This window comes from Pelomonas dachongensis, assembly GCF_043555865.1.
Classification (GTDB): domain Bacteria; phylum Pseudomonadota; class Gammaproteobacteria; order Burkholderiales; family Burkholderiaceae_C; genus Pelomonas; species Pelomonas dachongensis.
In genome coordinates this window covers 21,836-40,755 of record NZ_JBIGHY010000020.1, presented here as the reverse complement: position 1 = coordinate 40,755, position 18,920 = coordinate 21,836, and the positions used below count along the sequence as shown (strand labels likewise).

General features: G+C 65.6%; 15 protein-coding genes. 8 read left to right on the top strand and 7 right to left on the bottom strand.

Annotated elements, in window-relative coordinates; genetic code table 11:
* Window positions 1-157: 157 nt before the first annotated feature.
* Window positions 158-811 carry a glycosyltransferase gene (locus ACG02S_RS25730; protein ID WP_394473359.1) on the top strand — a complete coding sequence of 218 codons (654 nt, stop codon included), beginning with the start codon at window positions 158-160 and terminating at the stop codon, window positions 809-811.
* 230 nt (window positions 812-1,041) lie between these two features.
* Complete coding sequence (locus tag ACG02S_RS25725; RefSeq protein ID WP_394473358.1) at window positions 1,042-1,491, top strand: hypothetical protein; 450 nt, start codon at window positions 1,042-1,044, stop codon at window positions 1,489-1,491.
* 106 nt (window positions 1,492-1,597) lie between these two features.
* Here the strand turns inward: ACG02S_RS25725 and ACG02S_RS25720 are convergent, their stop codons facing one another.
* The 4 genes from ACG02S_RS25720 to dnaA all read right to left on the bottom strand — a co-directional run bounded on the left by ACG02S_RS25720 (window position 1,598) and on the right by dnaA (window position 8,648).
* A complete protein-coding gene (locus ACG02S_RS25720) occupies window positions 1,598-3,058 on the bottom strand; it encodes an ATP-binding protein (RefSeq protein ID WP_394473357.1) in 1,461 nt (486 codons plus the stop codon).
* Between the two features lie 189 nt (window positions 3,059-3,247).
* Entirely contained in the window at window positions 3,248-5,809 is a 2,562-nt protein-coding gene (gene gyrB / locus ACG02S_RS25715) for a DNA topoisomerase (ATP-hydrolyzing) subunit B (RefSeq protein WP_394473356.1), read from the bottom strand.
* A gap of 111 nt (window positions 5,810-5,920) precedes the next feature.
* Window positions 5,921-7,033, bottom strand: coding sequence for a DNA polymerase III subunit beta (gene dnaN / locus ACG02S_RS25710; RefSeq protein ID WP_394473355.1), 1,113 nt, complete (start codon window positions 7,031-7,033; stop codon window positions 5,921-5,923).
* A 154-nt stretch (window positions 7,034-7,187) separates the two neighbouring features.
* Window positions 7,188-8,648, bottom strand: coding sequence for a chromosomal replication initiator protein DnaA (dnaA, locus tag ACG02S_RS25705; protein ID WP_394473360.1), 1,461 nt, complete (start codon window positions 8,646-8,648; stop codon window positions 7,188-7,190).
* Between the two features lie 344 nt (window positions 8,649-8,992).
* Between dnaA and rpmH the strand changes: the two genes are divergently transcribed.
* From rpmH to ACG02S_RS25675, 6 genes are all read left to right on the top strand, one after another.
* On the top strand, window positions 8,993-9,127 hold the full coding sequence (gene rpmH / locus ACG02S_RS25700) for a 50S ribosomal protein L34 (RefSeq protein WP_054021782.1): 135 nt from the start codon (window positions 8,993-8,995) through the stop codon (window positions 9,125-9,127).
* Window positions 9,128-9,181: 54 nt separating this feature from the next.
* Window positions 9,182-9,682 carry a ribonuclease P protein component gene (locus ACG02S_RS25695; protein WP_394473354.1) on the top strand — a complete coding sequence of 167 codons (501 nt, stop codon included), beginning with the start codon at window positions 9,182-9,184 and terminating at the stop codon, window positions 9,680-9,682.
* Window positions 9,679-10,008 (top strand): membrane protein insertion efficiency factor YidD, encoded by a 330-nt coding sequence (yidD, locus tag ACG02S_RS25690; protein WP_394473353.1) that lies wholly within the window; start codon window positions 9,679-9,681, stop codon window positions 10,006-10,008. The genes ACG02S_RS25695 and yidD overlap by 4 nt, the downstream gene beginning before the upstream one ends.
* Window positions 10,001-11,713, top strand: a complete 1,713-nt coding sequence (gene yidC / locus ACG02S_RS25685) for a membrane protein insertase YidC (RefSeq protein ID WP_394473352.1) — start codon at window positions 10,001-10,003, stop codon at window positions 11,711-11,713. Before yidD ends, yidC begins: the two co-directional genes overlap by 8 nt.
* Window positions 11,714-11,909: 196 nt before the next feature.
* A complete protein-coding gene (gene mnmE / locus ACG02S_RS25680) occupies window positions 11,910-13,307 on the top strand; it encodes a tRNA uridine-5-carboxymethylaminomethyl(34) synthesis GTPase MnmE (RefSeq protein ID WP_394473351.1) in 1,398 nt (465 codons plus the stop codon).
* 45 nt (window positions 13,308-13,352) lie between these two features.
* Window positions 13,353-14,993, top strand: coding sequence for an ATP-binding protein (locus ACG02S_RS25675; protein WP_394473350.1), 1,641 nt, complete (start codon window positions 13,353-13,355; stop codon window positions 14,991-14,993).
* Window positions 14,994-15,153: 160 nt separating this feature from the next.
* Here ACG02S_RS25675 and pelA read toward each other — a convergent pair whose 3' ends face one another.
* The 3 genes from pelA to ACG02S_RS25660 all read right to left on the bottom strand — a co-directional run bounded on the left by pelA (window position 15,154) and on the right by ACG02S_RS25660 (window position 18,891).
* Entirely contained in the window at window positions 15,154-16,416 is a 1,263-nt protein-coding gene (pelA, locus tag ACG02S_RS25670) for a pectate lyase (protein ID WP_394473349.1), read from the bottom strand.
* The gene (locus tag ACG02S_RS25665; protein ID WP_394473348.1) at window positions 16,413-18,569 is read right to left on the bottom strand and encodes a hypothetical protein; all 2,157 of its coding nucleotides are present in this window, start codon (window positions 18,567-18,569) and stop codon (window positions 16,413-16,415) included. The genes pelA and ACG02S_RS25665 overlap by 4 nt, the downstream gene beginning before the upstream one ends.
* 73 nt (window positions 18,570-18,642) lie before the next feature.
* On the bottom strand, window positions 18,643-18,891 hold the full coding sequence (locus ACG02S_RS25660) for a hypothetical protein (protein WP_394473347.1): 249 nt from the start codon (window positions 18,889-18,891) through the stop codon (window positions 18,643-18,645).
* Window positions 18,892-18,920 lie beyond the last annotated feature (29 nt).

Below are 18,920 nucleotides of genomic sequence, written 5' to 3'. Positions count from 1 at the left end.
ACAGCGCCATGAACTTCAATCCCGAACTATCGCGTCAGCCGGTGCTTCACCAGACATGACCCGCCGCTGGTCGCCGGAGCCGTGCCCACAGCGAGTTGCCTGGAAATGGATTTTGCAGGTCTGACTACGTATGTCGCCAGGAATCTAGAGCCGTATCGTGGGTTCCACCAGTTCTTGCGTGCGCTACCTGCGATACAGAAGGAACATAAAACCGCACGCGGTGATTGTTGGTGGAGATGACGTCAGCTACGGGCGTTTGCCGGATGACGCTAAGAACTGGCGCGAAAAGATGTTGCGGGAAGTAGGATCACAGCTAGATCCAGCGCGGACGCACTTTCTCGGCAAAATTCCCTACGCTGGCTACAAGCGCGTACTACAGGTCTCCGCAGCCCATATCTATCTCACTTACCCATTCGTGCTGAGTTGGTCGATGTTGGAAGCCATGGCTACCAACTGCCTTTTGATTGGGTCAGACACGGGACCCGTTAGAGAGGTTGTTCGAGATGGAGTAAATGGATCGCTGGTCGGCATGTTCAGCCCCACTGCAGTCGCGCGAACTGCAGTTCAAGCACTTCATATGCAAGGAGAGGTGCCGGAGCAACTTCGCCGGAGCGCGCGTCAGCGTGCTCTCGAATACAACACAGCAGCAGGAATCCAGGCGATTGAGAAAATCTGCGGTACTGCCTATTGCGGGCCAGCAGCAACTAAGCGGCGATTCCAAGTTGTACGGCGGTCGTGTGGCGATGTACCGCCTGCCCCGCCGTTGGACGTGAGGCTCGACGACATAACTCTTGACGATAGGTATTTCTAACCATCCGAAGGAAAGCCCTCTCGCAATCGGCGACTCGAGAGGTACATGGTTCAGTCCACCGGGAGTAGCCGATTGAAGCGGCTTGTATCGAAAATTTGGATTGCAAATCGAGTAATCGATGCCTGCGGCAGAAATCTGCACCAGAGACGCTATTGATCGCCTGCCCCTTTATTTTGTTTTGTTCGATAAATCTAACGTGAATGCGCCGCGGGCGTAGCCGGAGTTCATCTATGCATTTTGTCAATGAATATGTCTGCCGTGCCAATCAAGAGGCGTCGGCGTTTTTAATTACTGCGAGAAAAACCATTGAAACCGAGTGCACCAATTACAGCGTATGGACCGTGAGTCGCGACGGCGAGATGGTTCTTCGCCACGAAGGGGGGGGGCGAGAGTTGGAGGACGCGAACCTTGATCGTTGGCTATTCATGGATGTGCGGGGGCAATATCGATTCAGCACGGAATTGCTGAAGAAGCTTAGCCCTTCTCCTGGCATGCTATCAATCACTTACAGCTTGAAGTATTTCCTTGCTGGAAATGGTCTGTCCGTGCCAGACGCTAGCGTGCTGCGATGCATCAAAGAGGCTCTTGGCGAATATGGCCGACGTCATCTTTTTGATTTGAATCATTTTAAGAGTTGTGAGGTGACTCTTATTGTCGAAGCAACGGGCGAGGTGATCTAAATGCTGACTTTTGATCAGGCTGTCGCAGAATTTGCACAGTTAACCGCGTCCGGCAGCTACACAACAAAGGACCTGCTTGATTTGAGCGGCGGGCGAGTGTGCGAACTCAGGCCCAGTAGGGGATGTATTCGGCAAACTTGTTGCCGCTGTGCGCGTCCTTGCGCTTGATGCGGCCGGCGTCGACCGCATCGCTGATCAGGTTGGTGATGGAGTTGCGCTGCTTCTCGTGCAGCTTGAAGCGCTCACGCAGCGTGGTGTTGGTGAGCGTCTCGCTGGAGAGGTACTGCAGCACGGCGTGCTGGTAGCAGGCCTCGATGCGCTCGGCCGAACCCATGTCGGCAAACTTGCGCGGCGCACTGAGGGTGACGCTGAAGGCGTTCTCGTGCGGCGTGATCTGCAGTGGCGGCAGGCCGAAGAGTTCGATGGACTGAACTACCTTCTGGAACCCGGTGCCGCGCTCCTCGCAGATGCGAAATCGGCGGAAGGACGAGGCCAGCCGCTCGTTGCGGGACTCGGGCGTGGTGCCAATCAGCCGATCCGGCCGCTTGCTGGGCAGCAAGGCGCCAGGGTTGGTGATGGTGATGCGGTCGTCGAAGATATCCACCATCGGGCCAGCACCGGTGATGCCAAAGTCCTGATGAATCAGCGCATTGGCGATCAGCTCGCGCAAGGCGATCTCGGGATAGACGGATGCCTCGGTGCGCAGAGACTGCTTGATGATTTCCGAGTGCGGCAACACGCGGCGCAGGTGGCCGATCAGCCCTTCAAAGGCCACGGCATAGCCACGCTGGCCGGGCTGCTCGTCGATGGTGTCGACCTTGTTGGTGCCGCGATAGCGCACGACGCGAATGCGCTTTCGCTCCAGCGAAGGAAAGTCATCCAGCTTGCGTGCCGCTGCAATGGCACCAAAGTTGGTGATGTAGTGGCCTCGGCCATCCACCGCGGTGATGCCTTCCTGCACCAGCCAGCGGGCGAGGTCATCCGTGTCTTCGGGCAAAGGGCGCTGGAGCAACTGGGCGATGGCTTCCAGGTCCAGCAGCTGTTGCACATCGGGCAGGCTCAGCAAGGGGGAGGCGCGCAGGTCTTCCCAGCGCGGCGTGCTGCTGTTCATCAGCAGAGCGCCAATCTCCTGGCGGGAGGCCTTGCGGGTACTGCCGCCGGAGCGTACCCAGGCCTCTTCAATTGACTTGCCGCGCCGATGAGCGGGCTTGACCGGCAGTTCAGGGACGCGGATCAACAGTAGCGGAACACCTGCGGCGGTCTCCGCCACAGCGTGATCGAGCGCCAGCGGCGGCTCGATAGCATCGCGGCCCAGGTTGCTCAACTGACCAACGATGCTGGCCACCTGTGCTTGGTCCACGCCCGTGGCCTGACCGTCATCGTTCACGCCGAACACCAGATAACCACCGTTGGGGTGGTTGGCGAAAGCCATCAAATGTTCGGCTAGGCGGTCCTTCTGATCGGACAACTGGGCTTTCCAGTCCAGTTCGTTCAGTTCATGCGGCACCGGCGCCAAGCTCTCTGCCAGGATCTGAAGGGCTTCGCTGACCCAGAGCTTGGTTGCCATGTGATAGCAAGTGGCTGATTTGAAAGCCGTTTTTTGACGTTTCCGGATTGGCGTGTGATAAGCGCCGCGCCGGATTTACAAGTTGTACCTAAAGCTGGCGGGCGTCAGCGATGGTGATAGCAAGTGCCTGATTCAAAAAGGAAAACGCACGATTTCCGGTTTCACATGTGAAACCGGGCTTGTCGGTTTTCACACGTCGATGTTGCCCGCCCTCAACGCATTGGTCTCAATGAAGTCCCTCCGCGGCTCCACCTCGTCGCCCATCAGCATCGTGAACACCTTGTCCGCCTCGATCGCATCGTCGATCTGCACGCGCAGCAGGCGGCGGACCGTCGGGTCCATCGTCGTTTCCCACAACTGCTCAGGGTTCATCTCGCCCAGGCCCTTGTAGCGCTGGCGGCCAACGCTGCCTTCGGCCTGCGTCATCAGCCAGGCCATGGCGGCGCGGAAGTCGTCGACCTTGTGCTCCTTGGCCTTCTCGCCCTCGCCCTTGCGCACGATGGCGCCGGGCTGGATGAGGCCCTGGAAGCTCAGGCCGGCGTCGGCCAGCACTTCGTAGTCGGCGCCGTGCACGAAGTCGGCGTGGATGACGCTGGCGCGCACGTTGCCGTGGTGGGTGCGGGCAATCTTCAGGAAGAACTTGTCGGTGCGCGGGTCGGTTTCGACCGTGACCTCGGCGTTGTGCAGCCGACCCTTCAGGGCGGCGGCGCTGGTGTCGGCGTCCTCGCGGGTGTCGAGCTTCAGTGCCAGGCCGTTGGCCAGCACGTGCAGGGCCTCGCCGTCCATCCAGTTGGACAGGCGCTCGATGACGCTTTGCGCCGCGACGTACTTGCGGGCCAGCGCGTCCAGCGTGTCCCCGGTCAGCGTGCTGCCCCCTTTGTCAGGTCCAGCCGTGTCCAGGTGCGCGTCCTGCAGCGCCACCTTGAGCAGGAAGGCGTCGAACTCGTGGCCATCCTTCAGGTACTGCTCGTGCTTGCCGACCTTGACCTTGTACAGCGGCGGCTGCGCGATGTAGATGTGGCCACGCTCGACCAGCTCGGGCATCTGGCGGTAGAAGAAGGTCAGCAGCAGCGTGCGGATGTGGGCGCCGTCCACGTCCGCGTCGGTCATGATGATGATGCGGTGGTAGCGGAGCTTGTCGGGGTTGAAGTCGTCGCTGCCGGCACCGCGTCCGATGCCAGTGCCCAACGCGGTGATCAGCGTGATGATTTCATTGCTGGTCAGCAGCTTCTCGTAGCGCGCCTTCTCGACGTTCAAGATCTTGCCGCGCAGCGGCAGGATGGCCTGGAACTTCCGGTCGCGGCCCTGCTTGGCGGAGCCGCCGGCGGAGTCGCCCTCGACGATGTAGATCTCGCACATCGCCGGGTCTTTTTCCTGGCAGTCGGCCAGCTTCCCCGGCAGGCCCAGGCCGTCGAGCACGCCCTTGCGGCGCGTCATCTCGCGAGCCTTGCGGGCGGCTTCGCGGGCGCGGGCGGCGTCGAGGATCTTGCTGCAGATCATCTTGGCGTCGAGCGGGTTCTCCAGCAGGTAGTCCGTCAGCAGGCGGCTGACGATGTCTTCCACCGGGCCGCGCACTTCCGAAGAGACCAGCTTGTCCTTGGTTTGCGAGCTGAACTTGGGCTCAGGCACCTTGACGGAGACGACGCAGGCGAGGCCTTCGCGCATGTCGTCACCGGCGACCTCGACCTTGGCCTTCTTGGCCAGCTCGTTGTCGTCGATGTACTTGTTGATGACGCGGGTCATCGCGGCACGCAGGCCGGTCAGGTGGGTGCCGCCGTCACGCTGCGGGATGTTGTTCGTGAAGCACAGGACGTTCTCGTTGAAGCCGTCGTTCCACTGCATGGCCACTTCGACGCCGACGTTGGTGCCCTGGTCGCTGATCTTGTCGCCCTGCGCGTGGAAGATGTTCGGGTGCAGCGTCGTCTTGCCCTTGTTGATGAACTCGACGAAGCCCTTCACGCCGCCCGCGTAGGCGAAGTTGTCTTCCTTGTTGTTGCGCTCGTCGACGAGGCGGATCTTGACGCCGTTGTTCAGGAACGAGAGCTCGCGCAGGCGCTTGGCGAGGATGTCGTAGTGGTAGTCGTTGTTCTGCTGGAAGATTTCCGTGTCCGGCAGGAAGTGGACCTCGGTGCCGCGCTTGTCCGTCTCGCCGATGATCTTCATCGGACGGGTCTCGAAGCCGTCGACCATGACGCTTTCGCCGTCCTGCGGGATGCCCTTGGCGAACTCCAGGAAGTGGACCTTGCCGTTCTGGCGCACGGTCAGGCGCAGGAACTTGGACAGGCCGTTCACGCAGGAGACACCCACGCCGTGCAGGCCGCCGGAGACCTTGTACGAGTTCTGGTTGAACTTGCCGCCGGCATGCAGCTCGGTCAGCGCGATCTCGGCCGCCGAGCGCTTGGGCTCGTGCTTGTCGTCCATCTTGACGCCGGTGGGGATGCCGCGGCCGTTGTCGATGACGGAGATGGAGTTGTCGGTGTGGATGGTGACGACGATGTCGTCGCAGTGCCCGGCCAGCGCCTCGTCGATGGAGTTGTCGACCACCTCGAACACGAGGTGGTGCAGGCCGGTGCCGTCCGACGTGTCGCCGATGTACATGCCCGGGCGCTTGCGCACCGCCTCCAGGCCTTCCAGGATCTGGATGGAGCTGGCGTCGTAGGCCGCACCCGACTTGGCCTCGGCTGCGGCGGCGGCCTGCTGGTTGGCGTTCAGGCCATCCGGGTGTTCGGGACTGCTGTTGACATCACTCATGGGGCACTCTCAAGGCCGCGAAGCGGCCCTACAAACTCAAACTAGAGCCCCCCGCTTGGCGGGGGGCTCGGGGTGCAAAACATTCAGGGCATGCAACGCCGATGCGGATCGTCAGATCCGCATCGGCATGACGACGTACTTGAAGCCGGTGTTGTCGGGGATGGACAGCAACGCGCTGGAGGCGCTGTCGTTGAGGTCGATGCAGACCATGTCCTGGCTCATGTTGGCCAGCGCATCCATCAGGTAGGTGACGTTGAAGCCGGTCTCGATCTTGTCGCCGCCGTAGTCGATCTCGATCTCTTCCTTGGCCTCTTCCTGCTCGGCGTTGCTGGACGCAATGCTCAGCAGGCCCGGCTCGAAGCTCAGGCGCACGGCCTTGAACTTCTCGCTGGTCAGGATGGCGGCGCGCTGCAGGCTGGAGAGCAGCGGCGCGCGGCCCAGCGTCAGGCGGAACTTGTGGTTCTTGGGGATGACGCGGTTGTAGTCGGGGAACTTGCCCTCGACCAGCTTGCTCACGAACTCCATGCCCGAGAAGCTGAACTTGGCCTGGTTGCCGGCGAAGCGCATCTCGATGGCATCGTCATCCTTGCCGTCCTTCAGCAGGCGCTGCAGCTCCAGCACGGTCTTGCGCGGCAGGATGACTTCCTGCTTGGGGATGTCGACCTCCAGCTCCGCCTGAGCCAGCGCCAGGCGGTGGCCATCGGTGGCCACCAGCGTCAGGTTCTTGCCTTCGGCGACGAACAGGATGCCGTTCAGGTAGTAGCGGATGTCGTGCACCGCCATCGCGAAGTGCACCTGGTTGATCAGGCCCTTCAGCGCCTTCTGCGGCACGCTGAACGCCGGGCCGAAGTCCGCGGCTTCCTGCACCAGCGGGAAGTCGTCGGCCGGCAGCGTCTGCAGCGTGAAGCGACTCTTGCCCCCCTGCAGCGTCATCTTGTTCTGGTTGCTCGTCAGGCTGACAGTCTGGTCGCTGGGCAGCGCGCGCAGGATGTCGATCAGCTTGCGGGCACCGACCGTGGTGGACAGGTTGCCAGCATCGCCGTCGAACTGCACCGTCGTGCGCACCTGGATCTCGAGGTCGCTCGTCGTCAGCTCCACCTGGTTGCCGGTCTTGCGGATCAGCACGTTGGCCAGGATGGGCAGCGTGTGGCGCCGCTCGACGATGCCGGACACCGCTTGCAGCGCGCCGAGCACCTGGTCCTGGGGAGCTTTCAAAACGATCATGAGGGCCTCTTGGGGGGAATTTCGGTCGGGATCACACACCCGAAAAACGCGCGCGCGCGTGAAGCTGCGATTGTCGCCCGGAATGGCCGTGCGGCCGGCCGGCGAGGACTTGGTTGCAGCTACGGGTCAACCCGAAGGGCGACCCGTTGGGGCGTCAGCCCTTCAAGGTCTGCTCCAGCACGTGCAGCTGCTGGTTCAGCTCGGTGTTCTTCTGGCGCTCGCCGCCGATCTTGCGCACCGCGTGCAACACGGTCGTGTGGTCCCGCCCGCCGAACAGCTCGCCGATCTCGGGCAGGCTCTTCTGCGTGAGCTCCTTGGCCAGGTACATCGCAATCTGGCGCGGCCGGGCGATGCTCGCCGGGCGCTTCTTGGAGTACATGTCGGCGACCTTGATCTTGTAGAAGTCGGCCACCGTCTTCTGGATGTTCTCCACACCGATCTGGCGGTTCTGGATGGACAGCAGGTCCTTCAGCGCCTCGCGGGCCAGCGTGATGCTGATCTCCTTGTGCGAGAACTTGGCATAGGCCAGCACCTTGCGCAGTGCGCCTTCCAGCTCGCGCACGTTGGCGCGCACGTTCTTGGCGACGAAGAAGGCCACGTCCTCGGGCATGGGCGTGCCCTCGGCCTCGGCCTTCTTGATCAGGATGGCGACACGCATTTCCAGCTCGGGCGGCTCGATGGCCACCGTCAGGCCGGCGTCAAAACGCGAAGTGAGGCGCTCGTCGATGTCCACCAGCCCCTTGGGGTAGGTGTCCGACGTCATGATGATGTGCGCCTTCTTGGCCAGCAGCGCCTCGAAGGCGTTGAAGAACTCCTCCTGCGTGCGGTCCTTGCCGGCGAAGAACTGCACATCGTCGATCAGCAGCAGGTCCAGCGAGTGGTACTTGGCCTTCAGCTCGTCGAAGGTCTTGCGCTGGTAGTTCTTGACCACGTCGGAGATGAACTGCTCGGCGTGCAGGTACAGCACGCGGGCGTCCGGGCGGTCCTTCAGCAGCGCGTTGCCAACCGAGTGGATCAGGTGGGTCTTGCCCAGGCCCACGCCGCCGTAGATGAACAGCGGGTTGTAGGTGATGCCGGGCGCGCCGGCGACGTGCAGTGCCGCGGTGCGGGCCATCTGGTTGGCACGGCCGGGCACCAGCGTGTCGAACGTCAGCTGCGGGTTGATGCGGTGCTTGGCCGACGCGGGCGCCTGCGACGGCAGCACGATGGTGGACGCCACCGGCGCGGCCACGACGGGGCGCAGCGCCGCGCTGGGTTCAGCCACGGCCGCCGACGACCCTGCGGCCACCGACGCCGGCGCGCTGACTGCGGGCATGCCGAGCACCTGGCCGTCACGCGCGGCCAAGGCCAGCTCCAGCCGCGTCGGGCGGCCGGCCAGTTCGGTCAGGATGGCTTCGATGCGGGCGGCGTACTGGCGACGGATCCAGTCGCGCTTGAAGTGGTTGGGCACCTTCAGCGTCGCCACCAGCACGCTGGCGGCGTCGCCACCTTCGCCGGCCACGGTGGCCGGCGGCAGGGGGCGAATCCAGGTGTTGAACTGCTGCTCGGGCAGCTCGGTGGCCAGGCGTTCACAGCCGCGCCGCCAGAGATCCGAGGCCCATTCCGCCGTGTCCATGCCCGCTGCCACCTGTGCCCCATCCGCCCGGTCGTATTCTTCTAGGCTCATTGTGGAAAACTTGTTTTCGAGCGGCCGGATTGTACGGAGTCGGCGCCCGTCGAACCGGGGTTATCCACAGAATTTCGAAGGGGGTCAATCCCTGGCAAACCCGCCTTGAGAACGCCAAGTTATTGACCGTCCACGCCGCATCTGCTGTAATGCCGGGTTTTCGCGCACAGGCGACTGGATCGTTGTGCGCTTTTTTCGCCGGGGTCCTTCAGGGGGCGTCCGGTCGTCCTGCCGGGTGCCAACCGCTGCGCCCAGCCTGAACAAACCCTCAAAAGCCTCAAAAGGGGTTCCCCATGAAGCGTACTTACCAAGCCTCCAAGACCCGCCGCGCCCGCACCCACGGCTTCCTCGTGCGCATGAAGACGCGCGGTGGCCGTGCTGTCATCGCCGCACGCCGCGCCAAGGGCCGCAAGCGCCTGGCCGTCTAAGGTCTTGTCGCACCTGGCGGCGCACCCATGCGCCGTCTCTCTGCCGGGCTCTAGATGATCGGTCGAATCCAGCGCCCGGTGGATTTCGAGCGGGTGCTCGCCCGCCCGAGTCGCGCCCGCAGCGCTCATTTTGCGCTGCACCACCTGTCAGCCCCTCCGGCGCCCAGTGCCTGGGTCAGCGCCCAGTTGCGCACAGCCCAGGCCGAGTTATCAACAGGCGGCGCACAAGCTACCCACAACGCTGTGGACCCGAACCCACCCGCTGAGGCCTCAACGCCGGTTGAGGGCTGCTGGGTGGGCATGGTCGTGCCCAAACGGCACGCCAAGCGCTCGGTGACGCGCCAGCTCTTGAAGCGCCAGATCCGCGCCGCATTTGCGCAAGCGACCGGCATGCCGCCGGGGCTGTGGGTGGTGCGTTTGCGCTCTCCGTTCGACCGTCAGCAATTTCCCAGCGCCGCGTCGGACGCGCTGCGTGCGGCTGCGCGCGCCGAACTGACCCAGCTGCTGCAGCGCGCCATGCGACCGCAGGCCCCCAAGCCGGAGGCCAAGCCATGACCGCCGCCTCGCCCGGCTGGCCCGCGCGCGTGCTGATGGCGGTCGTGCGCGGCTACCGCCTGATGCTGAGCCCCTGGCTGGGCAACGCCTGCCGCTTCGAGCCCACATGCTCACGCTACTCGCTGGGTGCGCTCGAGAAGCACGGCGCGTTGGTCGGCAGCTACCTGACCGTGCATCGCATCCTGCGCTGCCAGCCCTGGTGCGACGGCGGGCACGATCCCGTGCCTGACAATGCGCCGCGGCTGTTCTCTCGCCTCATTCCCTCCTCCCGTATGGCACGCGCCAGCGCGTCGCCGTCTTCCTCGTCCGAGTCTCCTCATGACTGATATTCGCCGCACCGTGCTGTGGGTGGTGTTCACCATGTCCCTCGTCCTGCTCTGGGACGGCTGGCAGAAGCACAACGGGCATCGCTCGATGTTCAGCCCCTCGGCCCCCACGCCCGCCGTCAGCGCGGCGAGCGGCCCGGGCGCCAACGGCGTGCCGGCCGCCAGCACCGGCGGCAGCGCCCTGGCGCCGACCGCCGCGCCAGCGCCGGCCGTGGCGTCAGAGAAGGTCACCATCCGCACCGACGTGCTGACGGTCACCGTCGACACGCTGGGCGGCGACATCATCCGCGCCGAGCTGCCTCACTACCTGACGTCGTATGACCCGACGGTGACCGACCAGCTGCTGCAGATGGTGGGCCTGCAGAAGAAGCCGCCGTTCACGCCGCAGCCTGTCGTGCTGTTCAACGAAGGCCAGCAGTACCGCGCGCAGACCGGCCTGGTCGGCGCCAAGGACCTGCCCTCGCACTTCACGCAGATGACGGCAGTTGCCGGCGAGCGTGAGCTGAAGGACGGCCAGAACGAGGTCAAGCTGCGTCTGGAGTCACCTGAAAGCGGCGGCGTCAAGCTGGTCAAGACGCTGACCTTCAAGCGCGGCGCCTACACGGTGGACGTCGCCCATGAAGTCATCAACGTCGGTGCCGCGCCCGTCACGCCGCAGGTCTACCTGCAGCTCGTACGCGACGGCAGCACCGTCACCGGCGGCGCGGCGTTCACGCCGAGCTTCACGGGCCCCGCCGTCTACAACGACAAGACCAAGTTCCACACGCTGAAGTTCGAAGACATCGACAAGGGCAAGGTCGACATCGAGAAGCATGCCAATGACGGCTGGGTCGCCATGATCCAGCACTACTTCGCCAGCGCCTGGCTGGTGACGGAGCCGGGCAACCGCGAATTCAACATCCGCAAGCTGCCGGGTCAGGCCGGACTGCGCGGCGACACCTATGCCGCCAGCATGGTGTTCACGCTGCCCACATTGGCGCCCGGCGCCAGCACCACGCAGACCGCCACGCTGTTTGCCGGCCCGCAGGAAGAGAACAAGCTCTCCGCGCTGGCCCCCGGCCTGGAGCGCGTGAAGGACTACGGCCTGCTGACCATCCTGGCCGAGCCGCTGTTCTGGCTGCTGGACCAGCTGCACAAGCTGATCGGCAACTGGGGCTGGACCATCGTTGCGCTGGTGCTGCTGCTGAAGGTCGCGCTGTACGGCCTGAACGCTCGCGCCTACAAGTCCATGGCCAAGATGAAGGCCGTGGCGCCCCGCATCAACGAGATGAAGGAGCGCCTCAAGGACAAGCCGCAGGAAATGCAGCAGGCCATGATGCAGATCTACCGCGAGGAGAAGGTCAACCCCATCGGCGGCTGCCTGCCCATCTTCCTGCAGATGCCCATCTTCATGGCGCTGTACTGGGTGCTGCTGTCCACCGTGGAAATGCGCCAGGCGCCGTGGATGCTGTGGATCACGGACCTGTCGGTGCGCGACCCCTACTTCATCCTGCCGCTGCTGATGATGGCGACCAGCCTGTTCCAGGTCTGGCTGAACCCGCCGGCCGCCGACCCGATGCAGCAGAAGATGATGTGGATCATGCCCGTCGCGTTCGGCGTCATGTTCTTCGTCTTCCCGGCCGGCCTCGTGCTGTACTGGCTGACGAACAACATCCTGTCCATCGCGCAGCAGTGGATGATCAACAAGCAGATGGGCGTGAACTGAGTCACGTGAATCTGCACAGCCCCCGCGCCCGGGGGCTTTTTTGTGCCCGCGTGCTGCAGTTCAATGGCGACGCGGGGCAGAGAACACCGGCCCGGACGGGGCTCACGAGAGCATCCGAACCGAGCCTCCCCCGCGCCAACACCTGAACAGCCGCTCGCCGAGCGGCTGTTTCTTTTGGCGCATCGACAATCGCGCCATGCTCGCCCGTCACGCCGACCCCATCGCCGCCATTGCCACCGCACCGGGCCGGGGCGCCGTGGGCATCGTGCGCGTGTCGTCGCCACAAGACCTGGCCCCGCTCATCGAAGCCGTCTGCGGCCGCGCGCTGAAAGCGCGTGAGGCGACCTACCTGCCCTTCCGCGACGCGGACGGTGCGCCCATCGACCAAGGCCTGGCGCTGTACTTCCCCGCACCGCATTCCTACACCGGCGAGCATGTGCTGGAACTCCAGGCCCACGGCGGCGCCGTCGTCATGCAGCTGCTGCTGGCGCGCGTCATCGAGGCGGGCGAGGCCATCGGCGAGCGCACCGAACAAGCCGGCGCGCGCGTGCGCCTGGCCGAGCCCGGCGAGTTCACGCAGCGCGCCTTCCTGAACGGCAAGCTGGACCTGGCGCAGGCCGAGGCCGTCGCCGACCTGATCGACGCCAGCACCGAGACTGCCGCGCGCAGCGCCAGCCGGGCCCTGGGCGGTGCGCTGTCCCACGAGGTCGGCGTGTTGCGCGACCAGCTCATCCAGCTGCGCATGCTGGTAGAGGCGACGCTGGACTTCCCCGAGGAAGAGATCGACTTCCTGGAGAAGGCCGACGCGTTCGGGCGGCTGGATCGCCTGACGGCGCAACTGAGCGCCGTCCAGGCCCGCACGCGCCAGGGTGCGCTGCTGCGCGACGGGTTGAAGGTCGTGCTCGCGGGCCAGCCCAACGTCGGGAAAAGCTCGCTGCTGAACGCGCTGGCGGGCGCCGAGCTGGCCATCGTCACGCCCATCCCGGGCACCACCCGCGACAAGGTCAGCCAGACCATCCAGATCGAGGGCGTGCCGCTGCACATCACCGACACGGCCGGGCTGCGCGACGACACGGCCGACGAGGTGGAGCGCATCGGCGTGTCGCGGTCGTGGGATGCGATCGCCGACGCCGACGTCGTGCTGTTCCTGCACGACCTGGGTCGCCTGGGCCAGGCCGACTACGAGGCCGAGGACGAGCGCATCCGCGCGCGGTTGGCGGCTGTCGAATCCAGCCGCATCGTGCAGGTCTTCAACAAGGCCGACCTGGGTGCCGCACCCGAAGGCGAGATCGCGCTGAGCCTGAAGACAGGAGACGGGTTGGAAGCGCTGCGCCAGCGACTGCTGAAGACGGCCGGCTGGCAGGCGGTGCCGGAGGGCCTGTTCATTGCCCGCGAACGCCATGTACAGGCGCTGGCGCGCACGGCGGAACACCTGGCGCTGGCTCGTGCGATTGCCGAACAGCGCGACGCAGCGCTGGACCTGCTGGCCGAGGAACTGCGCCTGGCGCACGATGCCCTGGGCGAGATCACCGGCGCGTTCTCGGCGGACGAACTGCTGGGGGTCATCTTCAGCAGTTTTTGCATCGGCAAGTAGGGTTGGCGACGCATGACTCCATCACCACTGCCGTCGCGCGAATCGTTGAATGTCGAGTTCAAGAGCGACAGGAGTCGCCTGTCCGACAAGGACTTGGTGGAGGCTGTCGTCTGCCTCGCCAATGCACAGGGCGGGGAGTTGTGGCTAGGTGTTGAGGACAACGGCCAGCCAACAGGACTGCACGTCGAACGTCAGCAACTCGCAGGGCTGACCGGCCTCGTGGCGGCACGCACTTCGCCGTCTCTGGCAGTCAGCGTCACGCCGGTTACGGTGGGTGGCGTTCTGGTCGCGCGCATCGTGGTTCCCATGGCAAAGGGCGAAGTGGCCACCACCGCCGGCGTCTATCTGCGTCGCCGGCTGAAGGCCGATGGCACGCCGGAATGTGTAGCCATGCTGCCGCACGAGCGTGCCAGCCGGGTCAGCAGCTTCGGACTCATGGACGCTTCGGCACAGATCGTGGCCGGAGCGACGCTGGCAGATCTGGACCCGCTGGAGCGCGAGCGGCTGAGACAGAGCGTGCAGCAGTACGGTGGAGACCGCGTGCTGCTGGAGCTGGACGATGAGGCGCTGGATGGCGCGCTAGGTCTTGCTGCACGCATGTCGGATGGCTCAGGCCGGCGCGCGCCCACGCTGACGGGCTTGCTACTGATTGGCCGCGAGACAGCACTGCGCGAGCTGGTGCCCACGCACGAGTTCGCCTTCCAGGTGCTCGCACGCGAGGCGGTCAGATTCAACGAGTTCAGACGTTTCCCGCTGTTGAAAGCGCTGGATTGGCTGGACACCAACTTCAATCCCTACAACCCCGAGCAGGAATTGCAGGTGGGGTTGTTCCGCGTGGCGGTGCCGCTGGTCGATGGAGGCGCCTTCCGTGAGGCGGTGGCCAATGCGCTGATCCACCGCGACTACCACCGCCTGGGGGCAGTACATGTACGGCTGGAAGATGGCGCGCTCGTCGTCAGCAACCCCGGCGGGCTGGTTGAAGGTGTCACGCTTCGTAATCTGCTGACGATCGAGCGCCATCCGCGCAACCCTCAACTCGCCGATGCAATGAAGCGCATCGGCGTGGTGGAACGTTCAGGCCGCGGCGTGGACAAGATCTACCGTGGCATGCTCAAGTTCGGCCGCCCGGCGCCCGACTACAGCCGTACCACCCAACAGGACGTGGTGCTGCGCCTGCCCACCGTCGAGGCTGACCTGGATTTTCGGCGGCTGGTCGTCGGGGCAGAGCGCGGTGGCGCCGAGTTGCCCATCGACAGCCTGATCGCGCTGGCGGCTCTGCGAGAGCAGCGGCGCTTGAGCGTGGACGAGCTGGCGAGCCTAATTCAGCGTGATCCGGCGCAGGCCAAGCGCACGCTGGAGGCTTTGACCGAAGCCGGGTTGGCTGAAGCACACGGCGCCACACGCGGACGCAGCTACACGCTGTCGGCCCTGGTCTATCGCCGAGCGGGCGGCCAGGTCGCCTATACGGGGCAGGCGGGGTTTTCGGCCATTCAGCACGAACAGACGGTACTGAGCTTCGCGCGCAAGCGCGGACGCGTTGCCCGTGCCGACGTCGTGGAGCTGTGCCACCTGACGACGGATCAAGCCGCCATGCTGCTCAAGAAGCTCAAGGACCGCGGGCTGCTTCAGCAACAGGGGGAGCGTCGCTGGACGAGCTACACGCTCGCAGAGGGGGCCGGCAGCTAGTACCGTCACCCGGCGCGCTGCGCGCGCGGCAGATCACTGCGAATTTCTATGAGCCTGTATGAGCGTCTATGAGCCTCTATGAGCAGAGCGCGCCAGGCGGGATTCTCGACGCTCCATGAGCCAGCGCTGTGGAGGCCAACTCCCAGACGGAACTTATCGCTCAACGGTGGTCCCCCTGCCATCGCGGATACGCGTCCAGCGCCTTCTGCGGCCAGGTGCCCCACCACGTGTAGCCGTTGCGGCGGCCTTTGGAGATCTCGTTGACGTCGTCGTGGATGGTCTTGCCCCAGTCGCCGAAGATGGGGCGGCCAGTGGACACGTCGTAGAGCCGGGACCACAACGGGCCGGCGCCAGGCTTTGGGACGAGCTTGCGGCCTTCAGACGTCATCGTGAAGGCATGGTCGCGCAGCGCCTGGGCCTGCAGCCAGGCGATGCCGGCATGGATGGCCGCCTTCATGGCCGGCGTGGGGCGGGGCTGGTGCATCAGGAACAACAGCACGCCGGCACTCTCGGCACTGGCCAGGCCGCGTGGCTCGTAGTTGCGCGCCGAGATGGGCGCCAGCGTGAGCGCGTCGATCTGCTGGGGCCAGCCGGTCAGGCGGCCGTTCACCTTCACCTGCGCGGCAAGGATGAGGTCCACGGCACGCGCCGCGCCCGCGCGGGCCCGGTAGCGCAGTGGCTCGGGCACGAAGGCGAAGTCGGGCCGGGCTTCGGCAACGTCTTGCAGCAGTGCGGCGGCCTCGGTGACGGCCTCGTCGTTGAAGGTGATGCCGTCGTGGAAGCCGCCCTCCAGCGGGTAGTTCTGCGGCCAGCCGCCATTGGGGTACTGCGCCGTCAGCAGGTAGAGAACACCCTTGACGATGGCGGCGCGGTAGTCGTCGTGGGGGCGCTGCCTGTTGACGCGAGCCAGGAAGCGGATCTCGGTGTGCGTGGCGTCGTTGTCCAGCGTGCCGACAAAGGTCCAGAAGCGGTCGCGTGGCTCGTCGAAGCTGCCGGTGCCCACGGTCATGGTCTCGGCGTTGTTCGCGTAGCGCTGGCCGGGCAGGCGGGGCGGGCCGCTGCGGTTCTGGTTCTTGCTCCAGCCACCGCTGGGGGTCTGGAAGCTGAGGATGGTGGCGGCGATGCGGGCCGCTTCGTCCGACCCGTACCAGCCGGGCTCGCGGTCCAGCGGCGCATTCGTCTTGCCGGCCACGGGCGGCGGCGGTACGGGGTCGCCGGGCTTCAGCTCGCGGGCCAGCGTGGCGCGGTCGAAGGCCATCTGGCGGTCGGAGCGGTCCAGATAAGCCTGCCAGGCCGGGCGCTGTGCGGCAGGCAGTTCGGCAATACGCACGGCGCTCATCTCGGGCGCGGGCGTGTTGAGGCCGATGACGCCAGCGAGCACGGCCGCGGGCGTGAAGGCGAGCAGGGCGAAAAAGTGCTTCATGGCAGCGGCAGCAGGCCTTCGGCGCGGACGTTCCAGGCGCCGTCCTTGGGGAAGCCCGGCGCGGCAACTCCCTGGGGCGCCGCGTCCCAGCCGCCGGCCATCAGGCCCATGGCCATCAGGTAGGCGGCGTTGGTGGGCAGGTAGGCCACCGCGCCCTCGGGGTCGCGCGGGCGGCGGCTGTAGCCACTGGGCATGAAGTGGGCCGCAGCACGCGTGTTGCCGAGGATGGCCACGGCGCGATCCGGCTCGCCCAGCCGCGCGGCCGTCAGCGCGCCTTGCCCCATCTGCCAGCTGACCCAGCCGCCGTCCACGCCGCGCTGCTCATGCACGGCGTGGAAGGTGCGGCGCGCAGTCTCGATGTCGATCTTGTCCGTGGCCGGCAGGTAGCCCAGCGCCAGCAGCATGGACGACGGCGCACCGCGCTTGCCCGGGCCGAACAGGTTGCGGATGCCCTCGATCTCCAGGTAGCGGCCGTCCTGCTGCGGCAGCGGCGCGAGGTTCTTGATGACGTCGGCCCACTTCGCGTCGGGTGCCAGACCTTGCCGCTCTCGCCATTGCTGCGCGACCTGCAGCCCGTAGTACCAGAAAGCCACTTCGAAGGTCGGGTTGCGCACCAGCTCGACGGACGTGCTCTCGCTGACGTTCTTCAGCGGCGGGCCCAGGTGGTAGACGCCGGTGGCGGGATCGCGGTGCGCGAACGACGCGAGGAACTTGGCCGACTCGGCCACCAGCTCGCCGTAGCGCTGCAGCGTCTCCTTCGTAGGCTTGGCGCGGTAGACCAACTCGGCCAGGTAGATGGGATTCGGCTGGTTCCAGATGATGTAGGGGTTGATGGCGCCGGGCGTGGGGCGGCCGTCCAAGCCCGACATCTTGGGCCAGCGCACGCCATCGAAGCCCTCCGACTTCGCCTGCGCGATGCCCTTGGGCAACTGACCCAGGTACCAGGCCAGGCCCTTCTCCAGCAGATCCACATGGCCCCATTGGTAGAACTGCGCGGCGTGGAAGACGTAGACCTCGGAGTTGTGCTTGCCGAACCAGGAGAGGTGCTGCAGACCCGTCTCGGCAGGCGGGAAGCTGCCGCCGTAGTTCACGCGCATCAGGTACAGCGACTGGATGGTGCGGCGCTCGACCTCCTTGGCGCGCGGGTCGGTGGCGGCGCTGAGGTCCACCATGCCGCCCTTGGTCCAGTAGTCTCGCCAGGCCTGCTTCGATGACGCCAGCGTGCTGTCAACGGTCTCGTCAATCGCCGGGTGCTCGGCATCAGCAAACGCGGCCGTGAAGGCGAGGGTGTCACCGCGGGTCGCGCGCAGCCGGTAGTCGTGCGGCGCAGCCAGCTGCGGCGTGGAGGCGCTGACCAGCTCGGCCGGCGTGCTCCAGCGCAGCTCGGTGTCGTAGCGCGTGCCGTCGGCCTCGCGGGCGATGCGGGCGTGGCCGGCGGCCACCTGGGTCAGCGTGCTGCGGTGCCGCTCGGGCTGCTCCCAGATGAAGGGCGGCTTGTGGGCAATGGATGTGCGGTACGCATAGGGGAAGCGCACGCGCACCTGCAGTTCGCCGCTGGCGATCAGCGGCGAACGCGCCTGCACGGCCAGCACGGCGGCACTGCCGTGGGCGGCGGTGGTCACCTCCAGCGGCTGGCCGCGCACCAGCAGTTTGCTGGTGACGATGCCGGTCCACAGGTCCAGCGTCTGGTTCACGCCCGCGATGTCTTCGCTACGCAGCACCTCGCCGTACAGCGTGAACTGGAACTGGCCCAGCGGCATGGGCTGGGGGTTCTCGCGGTAGTAACGGCCCGCGGGCGTGTTCTGCTGGATGGGGTAGAGGATCTGCCGACCGTGGAAGGGCACGGGTGCCAGCGTGTCCTCGAAGCGCAGGCCCTTGGGGTTGGGGAAGCTGTGCCAGCTCCAGGTGTTGCGCGTCTCCAGCGGCAGGCCACCGTCGTAGTAGATGCGCTCCAGGCTCTGCAGGCCGGTCACGTCCACGGTCACTGCAAAGTCGCCGTTGCCGACGGTCAGCGCGGACTCGGGGTTGAGGCCGGTGTTGCGCACCGCATGGCGGGCGACGACGGCGGCGCGGTCGATCGGCGCATGGGGCTGGGCCTGCAGGGCAGGGGCCAGAGCCAGCAACACGGGCAGCAGGAGGCGGTGGAAAGTCATGTCGCACTGTCGCTGAAAACTTCTGTGCGCGACGCGCAACGGCGTGCCCGCTTGTGACACGCAGCCGCTGCCGTCAACTCGGGCGGCTGCCGCTGCGCGGCCTCAACAAACACCAGCCCGCCCGGACGGCCGTACTCAGCAGCAGCGCCGCATCTGCCGGATTGATAGCCGCAAAGCCCACGAACAGCAACGCCGCTGCCGCGACAGGCCCCGACAAGGGGTAGGCCATCCGCTCCCACCAGGCCAGCTCTTCCCAGTTGAGCACGGTGACGGCGAGGCTGATGAAAAAGGGAACAGCGACCAAGGACAGAAGCCAGGTCACTCTGCCTCCGACACGTCTTGCCACGGCCT